At 34.7% G+C, this 16,563-nt stretch carries 14 protein-coding genes; 6 read left to right on the forward strand and 8 right to left on the reverse strand.

From position 1 onward, the window contains the following. Positions 1-128 precede the first annotated feature (128 nt). The 6 genes from KEM10_RS11265 (at position 129) to KEM10_RS11290 (ending at position 8,350) form a co-directional block, all read left to right on the forward strand. Positions 129-827, forward strand: a complete 699-nt coding sequence (locus KEM10_RS11265) for a hypothetical protein (RefSeq protein WP_212216106.1) — start codon at positions 129-131, stop codon at positions 825-827. Next, on the forward strand, positions 824-3,169 hold the full coding sequence (locus tag KEM10_RS11270; RefSeq protein ID WP_212216107.1) for a DEAD/DEAH box helicase: 2,346 nt from the start codon (positions 824-826) through the stop codon (positions 3,167-3,169). The genes KEM10_RS11265 and KEM10_RS11270 overlap by 4 nt, the downstream gene beginning before the upstream one ends. Before the next feature lie 670 nt (positions 3,170-3,839). Next, positions 3,840-5,093 carry a group II intron reverse transcriptase/maturase gene (gene ltrA, locus KEM10_RS11275; RefSeq protein ID WP_212216108.1) on the forward strand — a complete coding sequence of 418 codons (1,254 nt, stop codon included), beginning with the start codon at positions 3,840-3,842 and terminating at the stop codon, positions 5,091-5,093. 159 nt (positions 5,094-5,252) lie between these two features. Beyond that, complete coding sequence (gene hxpB / locus KEM10_RS11280; protein WP_212216109.1) at positions 5,253-5,891, forward strand: hexitol phosphatase HxpB; 639 nt, start codon at positions 5,253-5,255, stop codon at positions 5,889-5,891. Further along, complete coding sequence (locus KEM10_RS11285) at positions 5,892-6,671, forward strand: MBL fold metallo-hydrolase (protein WP_212216110.1); 780 nt, start codon at positions 5,892-5,894, stop codon at positions 6,669-6,671. It abuts the gene before it with no gap. 86 nt (positions 6,672-6,757) lie between these two features. Continuing rightward, positions 6,758-8,350 (forward strand): IS1182 family transposase, encoded by a 1,593-nt coding sequence (locus KEM10_RS11290; RefSeq protein ID WP_212216111.1) that lies wholly within the window; start codon positions 6,758-6,760, stop codon positions 8,348-8,350. Between the two features lie 367 nt (positions 8,351-8,717). On the opposite strand, the gene KEM10_RS11295 is transcribed toward KEM10_RS11290, so the two are convergent. The 8 genes from KEM10_RS11295 to KEM10_RS11330 all read right to left on the reverse strand — a co-directional run bounded on the left by KEM10_RS11295 (position 8,718) and on the right by KEM10_RS11330 (position 16,532). Further along, entirely contained in the window at positions 8,718-9,761 is a 1,044-nt protein-coding gene (locus tag KEM10_RS11295) for an inorganic phosphate transporter (RefSeq protein ID WP_212216112.1), read from the reverse strand. Positions 9,762-9,890: 129 nt separating this feature from the next. Continuing rightward, a complete protein-coding gene (locus tag KEM10_RS11300) occupies positions 9,891-11,183 on the reverse strand; it encodes an alginate export family protein (RefSeq protein ID WP_212216113.1) in 1,293 nt (430 codons plus the stop codon). Between the two features lie 32 nt (positions 11,184-11,215). Further along, positions 11,216-12,034 carry a phosphate ABC transporter ATP-binding protein gene (locus tag KEM10_RS11305; protein WP_212216114.1) on the reverse strand — a complete coding sequence of 273 codons (819 nt, stop codon included), beginning with the start codon at positions 12,032-12,034 and terminating at the stop codon, positions 11,216-11,218. A gap of 8 nt (positions 12,035-12,042) precedes the next feature. Further along, positions 12,043-12,897 carry a phosphate ABC transporter permease PstA gene (gene pstA, locus KEM10_RS11310; protein WP_212216115.1) on the reverse strand — a complete coding sequence of 285 codons (855 nt, stop codon included), beginning with the start codon at positions 12,895-12,897 and terminating at the stop codon, positions 12,043-12,045. Next, positions 12,890-13,780, reverse strand: coding sequence for a phosphate ABC transporter permease subunit PstC (pstC, locus tag KEM10_RS11315; RefSeq protein ID WP_212216116.1), 891 nt, complete (start codon positions 13,778-13,780; stop codon positions 12,890-12,892). The genes pstA and pstC overlap by 8 nt, the downstream gene beginning before the upstream one ends. 16 nt (positions 13,781-13,796) lie before the next feature. After that, positions 13,797-14,738, reverse strand: a complete 942-nt coding sequence (locus KEM10_RS11320; protein ID WP_212216117.1) for a PstS family phosphate ABC transporter substrate-binding protein — start codon at positions 14,736-14,738, stop codon at positions 13,797-13,799. 217 nt (positions 14,739-14,955) lie between these two features. Next, positions 14,956-15,600 (reverse strand): response regulator transcription factor, encoded by a 645-nt coding sequence (locus KEM10_RS11325; protein WP_212216118.1) that lies wholly within the window; start codon positions 15,598-15,600, stop codon positions 14,956-14,958. Beyond that, the gene (locus KEM10_RS11330; protein WP_212216119.1) at positions 15,597-16,532 is read right to left on the reverse strand and encodes a sensor histidine kinase; all 936 of its coding nucleotides are present in this window, start codon (positions 16,530-16,532) and stop codon (positions 15,597-15,599) included. Before KEM10_RS11330 ends, KEM10_RS11325 begins: the two co-directional genes overlap by 4 nt. Between the last annotated feature and the right edge of the window lie 31 nt (positions 16,533-16,563).

Here is a 16,563-nt window from a genome sequence, read left to right on the forward strand (position 1 = left end):
TGCTCGTCCTGACACTTTAGTCTACCGTCTTAGTCCCCCTATCGGGTGACACGACACCACGACTAATGCGCCACGACTTCATCCAGCCAACGTTGCCAGTAATTTTAAGAGACCTCACTACATAGATTATGGAAATTATAAATATTGAAAATATAGACATGAGTAAATATGGCAAAATAGCCAAAGGAAGTGTCTATAAAATTCATGTGAGGATTGATGATATTGAGGAAAGAGCGAAAGAATTAATAAAAACGATATCAGATAAAAGTTGGATATCGGGATTAGATATTATTGAACAAATATCATATGAAGCTAGAGCCGAAAAAACAATTACTAAGCTTGTAACTGAAATATTCGAGAAAGTTGACAATGTAGTAACAGAAGAATTTGGTGAATACTTAGTTTCTGAATCTGCTAGAGATTCTCTCTGTGATAATTTCAAACATATTAAATTGCCCCTTGCAGAAATATGGAAAGAGAAGAAAACAGGTAATCCTGGATTTGATTTCCACACAGAAAGTGAAAGCAAATTACTGTCGTTTGGGGAGGCAAAATATAGTAGCTCTTCAAATCCTCATACGGATGCAATAAATCAGATAGTAGGTTTTATTGCAAAGAATAAGGATAAGATGGAGCTAACAGACTTAAAGCATTTTTGCTCCAAAGAGGCTGTTGGAAATGCAATAAAGGGACACAAGGCATACGTAGCTGCTTTTTCTGTAAATGGACAACAATATGATAGAATATTTGATACAGCATTGAATTCGAAAGGTTTTGAGGAGTTGCTAGGTTTTCCTGAACTATACATAATTGGAGTGGAGGTATGAATATTCTAAAATATATTGAAGGAGTAGAAGTTGAGGATGTTATTCAAGAAATTTTGGATAATATACATATTTATGGTCCAGTTAATACTCATGATTTTGAAAGACTTTCATTCATTAAAAAATATCATCCACAAGTTTTTTCTTTGTACGAAGGAAAGCTAATGCATTTAATAGGTTTGTTTTATAAAACTACCACACCTCAAAGTTTAATTGAGGAAGTTTATTCAATTTATGCAGATGCAATTGAGGAAGACACAGGTCATAGATTTACACCAATACAAGCGAGTGCATTCCGAAAAATTAGTGATAAGAGATATTTTTCATTTTCTGCACCAACGAGTTCAGGCAAATCATACTTGTTTAGAGAGTTGATTTTAAATACAGAAGAAGATATTATAATAGTAGTACCTTCAAGAGCTTTAATTTCGGAATACATCTTTAGGGTAAAAGACATGCTTAAAGATGACACCTCAGTTTTAGTTTTGCAGTTTATTGAAAATGTCAACATATACAATACAACAAGAAGAATCTATATAATTACTCCCGAAAGAGGTGAAGACTTATTTAGTAAAATTGGTGATTTAAATATTGGGTTATTTCTATTTGATGAAGCTCAAATATCAGAAGAACGTATCAGAGGTATGCGGTTTGACTCTTTTGTGCGAAGAGTTGATAGGTTAATTCCAAACGCAAAAAAAGTATTCACGCATCCATTTGTTGAAAATCCACAAGCTCAACTTCTAAAACATGGATTTGAAAACGACTCTGCTTATGCACGATACAACCAAAGTTCTGTAGGGAAAATCTACATATCTGAAAGTAATAAAGGTTTCCATTATTTTTCTCCTTTTATAGATGATAAAAACAGAGAGTTTGTAGATGTTAATTATGACTTAGTTGAGGATGTTTTAATTAACAACGGAACATTACTTATTTACATCTCAAAGAATAAAATCTATGATGGTACATATATTACAGATTACGCTAAGTATATAGAACTATGTCCTAAACTAGATGAAGAAGAGTCAATTCTGATTATTGATGAACTAAGAAGTTTTATCGGAGCCTCTACAGCTCTTGGAGACAAACATTCTCACATGATTGACATGATGGAAAAAGGGATTGTTGTTCATCATGGTTCAATGCCTTTATTTGCAAGACTTTTAATTGAAAAATTTGTAAACCAAGGTCATGCAAAAATTTGTTTTGCCACATCTACCTTGACTCAAGGAATAAACATGCCTTTTGATATCGTTTGGATTGATAATTTTAGATTTCAGGGTAATGAAAATATTAAAAACCTTGATTTGAAAAATCTAATTGGTAGAGCTGGTCGAAGCACTCCTGAGCTTAACTCATTTGATTATGGATATGTAATAATCAAATCAAGAAATGTAGGTAGGTTTTGTCTTCGTATGCAAGAAACAACAAATTTATCCGAATCATCAATGCTTGACTCTAGTATAGCTGATTTGGATGAAGACTTAAGAGATGTTTCAGAAGCAATCCAGAATGATACATTTGATAATGATTTACACCTGACACAAAGTCAAGTAGTGAGATTGTCAGAAGCCGAAATCAATGACCACATTCAGCTTATTTTAGATAATTTTTTAATTGACGAAAAACCGATTACTGGGAAAGCATACTATGAAATTGAGAATGATACAAGAAGTGCAATCAAGAATTCATTCAAACAAATTTATATCAGTCATTTAAGAAAAAATGCTCTAACAAAAGGAGAAGCAAGTGTTTTAAGTGTATCTATTCCTATTTTGTTGTGGAAGATTCAGGGTAAATCATTTAAAGAAATTGTTTCCTTACGTCATGCATTCTTGACAAATAAAGATGCTCAGCGAAATATTCAAACTAGATTGCGGAGACAAGAAATATTACCATCCGAGGCTGCAACACTAAGGGAGAAAATAACCATTAGACATTCAACGATTGCAACATCGCTTCCTGATTCGGGTGCCACAACTGCTGGTATTTTCAGAAGAAATACATCAATAATTCATTTTGACTATGATATTTTAGTTTATGACACCTACGATTATTTAGATAAAGTTATTTCACTGTCCTTATCAGACCCATTATCAGCTGCATTTAAAATTTATCATGATAAAACAGGTGATAATAGAGCATTGATACTAAGAAATTATATTAAATATGGCACCAATGATGATGTAGAAATTTGGCTTTTAAGATATGGTTTTGGTTTTGAAGAAATCGAATGGATAAAAGGTTATATAGTTTCCATAGATGAAAATGAAATTGTATTTTCCGATGAAATAGATGGTTTGTCTGATTCGCGATATGAATTAATTGAGAGGTATGTATAAAAAACTACTGGCAACACGCGTTATAAAACATAGCGCGTAAAGTGTTATATTTGAAAGAAACAATATTTAATCAACGGTTTAGCGGGCTGATAGATTTGTGCTTCGAAGTGCGCAACGTTTCATACGTGTGCCAAGACGCAGTACATCGGCGTTAAACAGTACTGCATGCTTTAATTGAGATGATGGAAACCAGTTGTACGGTTGGCCCATCGGTGTCGTCTTGCAGGAGAGGGCATCAAACCACCTAAAGGTGCTGTGGTAAAGAGCCATGGTATTGAGCGTTTAGGAAAAGCTTACTCCATGAGGGTTTGCAGGTAGGTATAAAGGAGATGAACGTAAGTAAACCGCTGAAGAGGTGTCGAGAACGTGCCATACTCAGTCAAAAGCCGTAGAGGTATGAATGCGGTGATAAGTGTAGCGGAAACCTGATTACTGGCTGCACGGCTGGCGTCATTCAGGCGGCATGAACTTTATACAGGCTTGGTTAAGGAACTTGGGAAACTGCATATCAATGCCAAGCGAAAGGTACAATAGAATCAAGCTAGAGGCCGAAAAGCGAAGTGGTATGCAGAGACGGACTGACCAGTAGTAGCGATGAAGTACCTGTAATGGGAATGGAGCCAAGGGGTCAGGTTATACAGTATCATAACATTTACCAACTCGGAAGAGGATGAATTTATGGAATGAAACAAAATCAATACCGATAAGTCGCCAAATGATCTGGGAGGCTTATAAAAAGGTAAAGGCCAACAAAGGGAGTGAGGGAGTTGACGAGGTTAGTATGGACGAGTTCGATGCCAACCGAAGTAAGCACCTGTACAAACTTTGGAATCGAATGGCATCAGGCAGCTATTTTCCACCACCAGTCAAAGAGGTGGAGATATCGAAAGATGATGGAGGAATTCGCAAATTGGGAGTGCCAACCATCGCAGATAGAGTAGGTCAAATGGCTGTAAAAGATTATTTTGAGCCAAGATTCGAAAAGCTATTCAGCGAACACTCTTATGGTTATCGACCTAACAAAAGTGCCCATCAGGCATTGACTGATGTCAGGGAGAACTGTTGGAAGTATGATTGGGTGATCGATTTGGATATTAAGGGATTCTTTGACAACATTAGCCACGAAAAACTCATGGTAGCAGTACAAAGGCACGTTCCGGAACATTGGGCGTGCATGTATATCAAAAGGTGGTTAGAAATGCCTGTGCAACAGAAAGACGGAAATCTAATGGAGCGACAGGGTAAAGGCACTCCGCAAGGAGGTGTGATAAGCCCGTTGCTAGCAAATCTGTTTCTTCATTACACGTTCGATAAATGGCTAGAACTAAAAGCTTCTGGGGTAAAATATGTGCGTTATGCCGATGATGCCATAATTCACTGCAAAAGCCAAGCCCAAGCGGAATGGGTGTTAAGTCAACTGCATCAAAGAATGAACGACTGCGGATTGGAATTACACCCCGAGAAAACAAAGTTGGTGTATTGTCGAGACTATAAGCGTAAAGGCAAGTACAGAACTGTAAAATTTGATTTTCTTGGTTTCTCGTTTCAACCTCGTACGACCAAATCCAAGAGGACAGGGAAACTGTTCTTGGGTTTTGATTGTGCAATAAGTATAAAATCACGTAAGAAACTAGCCGACAAACTGGAGGAACTTGATATTATAAACATGAGTTTCAAAAGTATAGTAGGTATAGCCCAAAAGTTGAATCCACTTATTCGGGGTTGGATAAACTATTATGGTAAATTCAGAGGACATGAGCTTTCAAAGGTATTCTACCTCTTGTGGTGCCGATTGGTACGCTGGGCGCGAAAACGGTATAAACGCTATAGGTATAGCCTCAATAAAGCCTATGCATGGTTGGATAGGGTAAGGAAACAATATCCTTACTTGTTTTACCATTGGCAATTGAGATATTCCCATTAACTTGTAGCAGATTGTATAACAAGAGCCGTATGATGGGAGACTATCACGTACGGTTCTGTGAGAGGCTTAGGGTGCAATTCCCTTTGCCTACTCGACCGCCACCGTTATGGGCAAGGTTAACTGACGGGCTTTGATACTTTTACAGGTAATTAAAAGAGAATGAATAAAGCGATTATATTTGATATGGATGGAGTCTTAATTGACTCGGAAAGATTTTGGAAGCAAGCAGAGAATGAGGTATTTACATCTTTAGGAGTAAAAGTCACTAATGAATACTCTAAACTAACGGAATCAATGACAACTTCAGAGGTTACTAAGTTTTGGTATGATAAATATCCTTGGAAAAACATAGAATTAAGGACTGTAGAAGAAATGGTTATTTCAAGAGTTATAGAATTGATTAAAACTGAAAATTGTCAAATTAAAGGAGTAAAACCATTTATTGAAAAACTTAAAACAAAAAAATATAAAATTGGATTAGCAACAAATTCACCAGATAAAATCATTCCTGTGGTTTTAGAAAAATTAAATGTTTTTCATTTATTTGATTCCATTTCATCCGCGGAGTTTGAAATAAAAGGTAAGCCTGACCCTGCAATATATTTTAAAGCTGCAAAAAAGTTAGGGATTAAACCTGAAAACTGTATTGTAATTGAAGATTCTTATTCAGGTATGTTGGCAGCAAAAAATGCAAGAATGAAAGTTGTTGCTTTTACCAATGGAAATAGAGAATGTGACTTTGAAATAGCCGACTATAAAATAGAAAATTTTAACGATAAAGAAATCGAATTTATATAAATGACAAATAGTAAGAAAGATAATTGGTTTACAATTGAAAAAATTGACGAGAACACATCAATAATAAGTGAGTACAAACATTGGGAAGAAACACATTGCTATGTGCTAAATGGGACAGAAAAATGTTTGCTAATTGATACGGGACTTGGAGTTGAAAATATTCTGGAACAAGTACAAATACTAACAGATAAACCTGTTACAGTCGTTACGACACACGTGCACTACGACCATTTTGGTGGACATAAATATTTCCCTGACTTTTATGTGCACGAAGCAGAAACAGAATGGATAAATGGAGGATTTCCATTGGCAATAGAACAAGTTAGAAACTTTTTGATAGAAGAACCGTGCGATTTTCCAAAAGATTTTAATGTTAACGATTACGACCTTTTTAAAGGAGTTCCGACAAGAATACTAAAAGATAACGATACAATTGAATTGGGAGGACGAACAATACAAGTTTTACACACTCCTGGACATTCACCAGGACATATGTGCTTTTTTGAAAAAGATAAAGGCTATTTATACACAGGAGATTTGATTTATATGGATGTATTGTTTGCGGATTTTCCATCAACAGACCCAATTGCTTATATGAATTCAATTAAAAAATTATTGCCATTGACTGTAAAGAAAATTTTACCTGCACATCACGATTTAAATGTACCATTGTCGATTATAAAAGATATGGATAAAGCTTTTTCCAAATTGTACGAGAAAGGAAAATTAAAACACGGAAGTGGAACATTTACATATGAGAATTTTGGAATAAGACTTTGAAAACAAGAAAATTGATTAAAACCCAGCCCATAACATTTGTAACTGTTGCACAACTAGCAAATAGCCAAAAATTATTAACTTAAGGCATGCAAGGCAATAAAGAATATCAGGAAAAGCTATTTGTTAGTTTTCAGCTCAGTCAAGTTGTTCCAGAGCATAACTTCTACCGCCGATTAAAGTCAGTATTGAATCTGGATTTTCTGCTAAAAGAAACCGAATCTTATTATGGTAATTGCGGTCAAAAAAGTATCGATCCACGTGTCTTTTTTAAGTTATGTATTGTGGGCTATTTAGAGAATATTATTAGCGATCGTAAATTAATTGAACATTGTTCAATGCGTCTGGATATATTGTATTTTTTGGGATATGATATTGACGAGCCCTTGCCTTGGCACAGCACTGTCAGCCGCACCCGTCAGTTGTTTCCAGAGGATATTTTCGAAAAGGTATTTACTCAGATATTTAAATTGTGTGTTGACAGTGGTCTGGTGAGCGGACATACTCAGGCTACTGATGCCGCCCCTATCAAAGCCAATGCAAGCATGGATAGTCTGGAGTTAAAAGTACCGGAAGAAGAACTGGAAGAACATTTATCAAAAATAAGAGCCATCTCCCATGGAGATCAGCAACCGGTGAGAAAAGCAAAGAAGGATAAAGCTCAATCTTCTCAAAGAAAAGTATCTGCCACTAAAGATGAACTCAATGAGATAGCTGCTCGCCAAAAGAAATGGTCCACCGAGCAAACCACTCGTCAAGGAGCTAAATCCAAACGATCAAAATACACCAGCAACAAAACACATTACAGTCCTACGGATCCCGATGCACGTATCAGCGTAAAGCCTGGAAAAGCTCGAAAGTTAAACTATCACGGAAACATTACGGTAGATACTTCACACAATATAATAAGCGACGTTCAAGCCTACCATGCAGATAGAGTTGACAGTAAAAACTTACAGGACATTGTTGAACGGACAAAAAATAGACTGACAAGATCCGGATTATTATGGACAACTATTTTGGCAGATGCCGGCTATAGCAGTGGCGAAAACTATCACTTTTTAGAAGACCAAAAACTGGTAAGTTACATCCCTAAGCACGGTACTTTTAAAGGAGGACCCGAAGGATTTACCTTTGTAAAAGATCAGAATTATTGGATCTGTCCACAGGGAATTAAAGTAGTGTTCAAAAAACAAAAATACAGCAACGATTCATTACAAAATCATTATTACACCAAGCGAAGCGACTGTAAAAACTGTCCTCAGAAGAAGGCTTGCATTGGCAAATCGTTTGAAAAAAAGATTGCTATAACTGCTTATTTGGATGAATATCATAGAAACAACAAACGTGTAAATAGCTGGTTTGGCAAACGAATGAAAGGCAAACGGCAAGCCACCGTAGAGCCAGCTTGGGGTACTTTAACCCAATTTCTTGGATTACGGAAGATTAATACGTTGGGACTAAAACAAGCAAATAAGGTTGTTCATATGGCTGCTTGTGCCTACAACTTGAAAAAACTATTAAAATATAGCATAAGTAAGATTGAGTCTCAGGCAATGACTCCAAAAGCTAATATATTGACCAAATATGCTCTATTATTAGCCTTTTTAGACTCATATGGTACATTTTTACGAATTATAACAAGAGCAACTAAAATGAGAATACAACTTTCTATTTTATGAATAGAATCTATATTAACGCATATAATTGTATAAAAAACGATTTGTGCAACAGGCACATTTTGTATAAGTAATGGCAGGCGATGTGGTAAATATCAAGGTTTGTAGCCCGGTCAAACTGCGTAGTGGTTTGACAGGAAAGTGCCACGCAATCTGCCACTACTCATAAAATCAACCGTGAAAAGGTGAAATGATAATCTTCCAATTAGCTTAAATACAATTATATATGGTTGTTTATTTGAAATTTATGGGAAATACAAATTGCCATACAAAAGGGTAAACAAAACACCTAAAAAATAATAGAAAACCTGTTGATAACTTTTATATTTTTTTATTTGTTGCCCTAATTTTGATGTTCAATATAGATAGATTATTTTGATATTGACGTTATGTGACTTACAAAGTCAAACTGAAAAAATATGTAAGTCAAAAGAAAAGATATACCAAACGCTATTAAAGGAGCAATAAGCCACATTATAAAAAACTTATTCACTTCTGTTTTTCTAAAAATATTTCTGAAACCAAGCTTTGCTGTTCCAATTCCAATTATTGCAGCAACATTTAATTGAACCAAAGAAGTTGGAATCCCTTTAATAAGTGATGCAATAAGCAAAAGGGAGGCAGAAATAAAGGATATAATAACAGCCTCTATTTTGCCAAACAATACAATTTCTTTCCCTGTATTCTTAACCACTTTATAACCAAATAATGAGCTTCCTATTCCGAAGCAAGGTGCTATTATTAATGTTGAGAGTATTAAAATATAAACATAGTCACTTTCACTAATACTAAGAGTGTTGAATGAAAGATTAGCTAATGGGCCGACAGCATTAGCTACATTATTTGTACCAATGGAAAAAGCAACATATAACGACATAGCGATAATTAATCCTTTTAGGATATGACTTTCATTCAATTGCTTTGACATTGTATAACCTCTTTTTCGTATAGGTTTATAGATATACTTACCTATTAAAAATGAAATAACAAATGAAGCAATTGGCATGATTAGCCATGTTGGAAGAATTTCGTAAAAAAGCTTATGAGTATTGAGTGAATTAAAATATACAGCAGGAGCTACAACTGATAAAACGGTTGCCTGGCTTGTTGATTGAGGTATGCCTAAAATATTTGCTATTAATAGAGATATGGAAACCGAAAATAAAATAATAGATACAACAACAAAGGTCATCATTTCCGGATTTAATATACCCTTTCCTATTGTTTTTGCTGTCTCCTTACCACCCACAATTGCTCCAATAAAAACAGCAACTCCAAATAAGCCGGGTATAAGACCTCTTCGTAAAACTCTGGCACCATAGGCTGCTGAAAAGGCTGGAGCAGTTCCACTTCCCCCCATGTTAATTGCCAGAAACATTGCTATAATAAAAGGAATTATAAAAGGAGTAATCATATTATATTTTTGTAACAAAGGTAGTTCCCATCATTATGATTTTAGTACATACAAAACCGTAAAAAAATAATACGTTCAAAAACGTATATGTACGTTTTTGAACGTATTCACAATATTTTTCACAAAACTTTAATTAACGGTAGTTTTATCTGGTAAATCAAACAGAACCGATGGTTTAACAGTTATTGCAACATAGCAATATTGTGGTGTTTTTAGTTCTTGTCCCATTACTTTTTTTAGCTGCTTTAAAGTGTTGGTCATACTGTATATTGAATATCCGCATTCCAGATTTACAGACTTTTGTAATTCCCACTTTAGTTTCAAATCAATTTCATGTCCTAAATTTTTATTTATTTTTTCTACAGGGTTTGTTTCATCATACTTATTACTAGAAAGCAAGAAATAATGATAGTGCAACTGAATATCTAATTTATCGGATGGATTATACGTTAGTTTTGCCATATAGTCTTGCAATCCCTGTTCTGGAGTTGTACTGAAGTAATCCATATACCCATACCATCCGTGACGACGACCATAAAGTATGTCAAACTTATTGTCCACTGTTGACGATGATGTTTCATCATTGCCTGATAGGTAATCCAGACCTATTCCCAGATTCAATTTTTGTACTAAATCATAATATATAAAAGCCGAAAGGCAAATTGATGATACTTTTCCTCCCTCATCATTTAAATTATGCTGATAATAAGCAGATATATGAGAATTAAACTTCTTATTCTTGTAGTTTAGATTTGTTCCATATGTCCCTCTTAAAATGAAGTTTTCTGTGCTATCACTAACTGTGTTTTCTGTGACAACTGCAATACCTGAAAGGGTTAGTTTTTCAATTTTGTATTGGTAGTGGATAAAATCAAACGATTTAAACTTTGTTTCAGGAAACAAAATGTTGCTTTTACTTTCAGCATTATATGACAAACCTATATGCAGACGGTGTTTTGAGGTTTTGAACTCTGCAAGCAAGGCGTCATAAGTAACCTGATAATCATTCCAATTTCTTGCAGATACAATTCGTTGGTCATCGTACGCAAATAATTGTCTTCCTATTTTTAAAGAAAGCATTTTGTTTAAGTTAAGTTTTACCCAACCTTGGTGTAAACTCAAACTTTCGGTGTTGCCATAAACACCGCTGCTTTTATAATTGTTATCCTCGCCCCATAATCTTACATCTTGCAAAGAGATATAACTTTCTACTTTATCCTGCTGAAATCCAGCGTTTAATCGAGTTCGCTGTGTAACATATAAAGGCGTACTTTCTCCTTTTAACTGTGGTGTTCCATAACCATTATCAATTAATAAACGAGGACGAAATTCTGCACCTATTTGTAGCTTACCGGATTGAGCAGAAATTTCAATTGTAAATAATACAGCAATACTTATAAATGTTAGTTTTATTTTTTTCATTGTGATTTTTGTTTTAATTAATTCCTTAAATTTTAGTTTCCATCAACCAAATACTCTTGTAATTGAGAGGATTGAGGATTTTTAAATAGTTTATCAGGAGTGCCTTGTTCAATAATTTCTCCATTCGACATAAAAACAACATTATCAGCAATTCTAACTGCTTGCCTTAATACATGCGTTACCAAAACTATTGTGTAGTGTTTTTTTAAATCTCTGAAAAGGTTTTCAATTATTTTACTAGAAATTGGGTCAAGAGCTGATGTTGGTTCATCTGCCAGTATGATTCTTGGCTTTACGGCTAATCCACGAGCCAGGCATAGTCGTTGTTGTTGACCTATCGACAGACTTTGTGGGGAACTATGCAACCTGTCTTTTACTTCATCCCATAAACCCACTTCTTTAAGATGTTTTTCAATATTGTAATCAATCAGTTTATTGTCCCTTACACCTTTCAGTTTTATACCGTAGGCTACATTTTTGTATATAGATACAGGCAAAGGATAAGGACGCTGACCTAGCAATCCCATCTTCTGTCTTATAGAAGGTATATTTTTAGTTGTATTAAGGATGTTATCATTTTCGATATGGATACTGCCAGAAACACTTAGTTCTTTATATATATCGGTAAGTCTGTTCATACATTTAAGCAGGGTTGTTTTTCCGCAGCCGGATGGCCCCAGTAAAACAGTAACCTTGTTTTTAGGGATTTTCACATTCAAATTTTTTAAAATATGATGTTCACCAGCATATACATTCAGATTGTTTACACGCAAAATGGATTCTGAATTTGTTGGAATATTTACATGGTTTAATTTATCCACATTCATCATTTCTTTTTTTAGCAAATACATAATTAAGCCTAGTTTAAATTGGTTTTTGAAAATCTTTTTGACAGAAACCTAGCCGAGAGGCTAATGAATAAAATTATGATAGTCAATAAGGCTGCTGCCGCAAAAGCTCTTTCTCTAACTTCGGGTATTGGTGAGCCAAGTTGAAAAAATATAACTAATGGTAAAGTTGCAGTAGGTTCATCAAGATGTATAGGAATCAAGTCGGTGTACCCGGCAGTAAAAAGAACAGAAGCTGCATCGCCAATACCCCTGCCAAAAGCTAATAGCAAAGCCGTAATAAATCCAGGAAACCCTTGCTTGAAAATAACCTTGAATGCCATTTCTGACCTTGTAGAACCCAATGATAATGAGGCTTCATGCAAACCTTTTGGTATGGTGCTCAAAACTTCATCAAAAGTGCGTACTACAATGGGAATAATAAGTAAAGCTACCGTTATAATTCCTGCTAGTAACGAAGCATTCATCCCTAAAAACAGCATAAGTGCGAAACCAAATGCTCCGTAAACAATAGAAGGTACACCCCACAATGCATCAAGAATGTAACGAATAGTATTTTGAATCTGCTTATATCTTGACAAGTGTATATTGATATATAATGCAGCCGGAATACCAACTATAGTAGCAATGCTGGTTGCACCTACGGATATATACAAAGAGCCTATAATTGCATTTAAAACACCGCCTTCACCGCCATAATAATAACCTCCTTTGGGTGTATCAAACACCATTTGCCATGACAATGCTCCAAAGCCTTTTACAAAAATCATGATGATTATAAATGCAAGTATTACGACAAGTGAGTAGGTTGCAAAGGCCGAAAATGCACGGAATAATTTTTCTTCGATGATTTTTCTTTTATTCATGTTTCTTTGTTCTGTAAATGAAATACCTAAATACCAGATTGATTAACAGGATTATGACAAAAAGCAAGAGCGCTGCAAACATTAAAGCCGAATCGTACATTGGAATTGAAAGCATTTCACCATAATTATTGGCTATTAGTGCTGGAAGAGGGTAAGCTGAATCAAACAAATGAAATTTGACTTGTACCATATTACCAACCACCATCATCACTGCCATTGTTTCACCAAATGCTTTGGCAATTCCTAATCCAAATGCTGATAAAATACCGGGAAATCCCTTAGATATAACAGTATGTTTAACCATTTCCCAAAACGTAGCTCCTATTGACAGAGAAGCTTCTTTTAAACCAAGAGGAATAGTATTGAATACTTCTATCAACATATTTAAAATGTACGGTATGCACATAACACTTAAAACTATTCCTCCTGCAAGGATACTGTAACCACTACTGGTTGTGCCAAATAGAGGAGCCAGATAATCAGATACAAAAGGAACAATTACAACAATTCCCCACACACCGTAAATAACCGATGGAAGACCTGCCAAAACGTCTATTACAGGATGCATAATTCGCAACACTCGTTTTGATGAGAACTGAGTGAGATATATTGCCGAGAATAAACAAATCGGAGCAGATAAAAGGAAGGCTATAAGTGTGACATACAGTGAACCTAAAATAAAAGGCAAGAACCCAAACTCCTTTTTATGAGGCAGCCAAGTACTTGAACCAACTAGTTCACCTAAGGGTTTTAGTTCTATTAATGGTGCTGCTTTGGTAAATAATCCAAATCCTATTATTATGGGCAGTATCACAATAATAAAAATAGAAGTAACCATCCACCACTCTGTAATTTTATCGGATACTATTCTTCTGTAAAGCATTCTTACAAATGATTAATTATTTAAGTTTATCCAGGTATTTGTTGATTTTTGATTGTTCGATAGGAACATATCCGGCTTCTTTAACAAATGCTTGTCCTTTAGTTAGTGTCCATTTAATAAAGTCGATGGCAGCTTCTTTTTCAGGTTTTCCTTTAGAAACAAAGTATAATTCTCGGGCGGGAGGAGCAGGATATATGCCATTTGCAATGGCTTTTAGTATCTGTTCAAATGAATCATAAAAGTCTTCTTCGGGATCTATTTTTCCGTTAGCATTTATATCAATCGGAATAACCTCGATACCGTCACGTTTAGCACCTGTTTTTATGTTGAATGCAAAAATGGTATTGTTAAATGCAATTCCAACAGGGTCTTTGCTTACAGCGTCAGCAAGACCCGGGTCGCCAAAAATGCCTACTCCGCTTAAATTTTCCTGTTTGCCTCCAAGATATTTAGCCCATGTTCCGGCAGCTCCACAAGCATCAGAACGAGTATAGACTGAAATGGTATTTTTAAGTTCTCCTGCAACTAATTCATCCCATCCGCTAATGCTTTTATCAATAAAAATGGCTTTAAATTCATCACGTGTAAGCCCTCGTTTCTTTAATATCTCTAAATATGAATTTTGGTTGCTGATAGTTGGTACTACAGCATCAATAGTTAAACCTACCCACCATACCCCTTTATCTTTTTCTTCCTGAGATATTTCACGAGAGAACATGCCCAGGTCAACCGCTCCAGCTAAAGCATCAGCCATACCCTTCCCAGCACCCCCACCAGAGATATTGAACCTGACATTGGGATTTTCCTTTTTATATTCATCTGCCCATTTTACAACCAAAGGATAAAGTGCAAATGCACCGGACAGACTAACCGTATTTTCTTTGCTTGATTTTGATGCACATGAGCTAATTAGAATAATAGCTGCTAAAGCAAGTGCAAGGATTCTGAAATTTTTCATTGTTCTGTGTTTTTTAATTACAGAACAAAACTCCTATATATTAACCAATTGAAAAACAGGTGTTAATCGTATTTTAAAATACGATTATGAACGTACCTAAATGATTTTTTTCACCTCTTTTAATGAAACGGTATTTATATAAATTCTTGTAAGTCAAAGGCGGTGGAAAGATGATGTAGCTAAAAGTATATTTAAAATAATATTTAGTTGAGAAATTTCATATCTCGAAAAATTTGTTCTTAATAGCATACACAACCAATTCGGCAGTATTATTTGTTTGGGTCTTTGAAAGAATGTTTTCACGATGTTTATCAACAGTTCTTTTCGCTATATGGAGTTCCTCTCCAATTTCAGGATTAGATAAACCTTGGCAAATACGCACTAATACTTCTTGTTCTCGTAGTGTTAATTTTTGACAAACAGGTATTTCTTGTTTTCGACTTAAACTTTTTACAATAAAGGATAGAATTTCAGGTGAAAAGTAATTTCGGTTGTTATAAGCTTCTATTATTGCAGTTTCTACATCATTAAATTTTGAATTTTTTATTAGAAATCCAATTGCCCCAGCTTCAATCATTTCACTATAAAAATTCTCATCACAATGCATTGAGAGAGCCACAATTTTAAGCTCAGGTAAAATCTTTAATGCTTCTTTAGTGGTATCAATACCATTCAATTCCGGCATCTCAATATCCATTAGCACCACATCAGGATTATAGGATTCCACGTCTGCTAAAAATTCCTGTCCATTTTTTGCTTCTCGAATTTCAGTAATGTACTGGCTATTATTTAATAAAAAGTGTAATCCTTCCCTAAACAAGGAATGGTCATCAACAATATATATTTTTAGACCTTTATTCATATTGGAAACTTTATACAGGTATAAAATCCATTATTTGGTGAAGTTATTATTTCAATAGTACCATTCAATGATTTTACTCTTGATTTGATATTGGTTAAACCCATCCCATCTTCAATATTTGAAATATCAAAACCTATTCCATCATCATCATATTTCAACTCAATACTGTCAGTATTATCAGTAAGTAAAACAGATACATTTTTTGCATTGGCATATTTGAGAGTGTTGTTGATTAACTCACAACAGATTCGGTATAGTATTGCCTCAATGTTATTTCCATATCGTTTATTCCCAAGATTTGTTGAAATGTTCATTTCAATTGTCTCTTGACTTACAATATTTCGCACAAATGTATCAATTGCTTTTTTTAAACCATAACGCTCCAATATGTGTGGAGTAAGCTTATTTGATATTTCTCTGGTAGTAACAATGGCATTGTCTACCAGATTTTCAACCTTATTTAGTAATTGGATGTTTTGTTCAGAAACATTTGTTTTGTTGATAGCTGAAACAGTCATTTTTGCGGAAGATAACACTGGTCCTAAACCATCATGAATTTCTTTGGAGAAGTTTCTTCTTTCTCGTTCTTCTGTGGTTATTATTGCTGTGAGTAACTTAGCTTCACTTTCTTTCCGAAGTTGATGAATACGGTTTAAGACTTCAAATATTTTTCTGATATATATAGAAGCGATTAACATTGCAAGAGATATGATTACAGCAATCCAACTATTAATATTTGTTAGATTATTCGATTCAATTTCTTTGAAAGAAACCAAGACTTCAAGCAGTCTCCGTATTGCCATAAGCAAAAAACCTATTGATATACTAATCCAGGCAATATTAAATTTTGTCTTTGGAATTAGGCTAATAGTGATGAAGAATGCCACAAATTGAGCGACTACTGAAATTATTAATGCAATTTGAATTTCCATAGAGCAAATTTAATTGTATTAGTCCATTAAA

Origin of the sequence: Carboxylicivirga linearis (assembly GCF_018271995.1) — a bacterium.
Classification (GTDB): domain Bacteria; phylum Bacteroidota; class Bacteroidia; order Bacteroidales; family Marinilabiliaceae; genus Carboxylicivirga; species Carboxylicivirga linearis.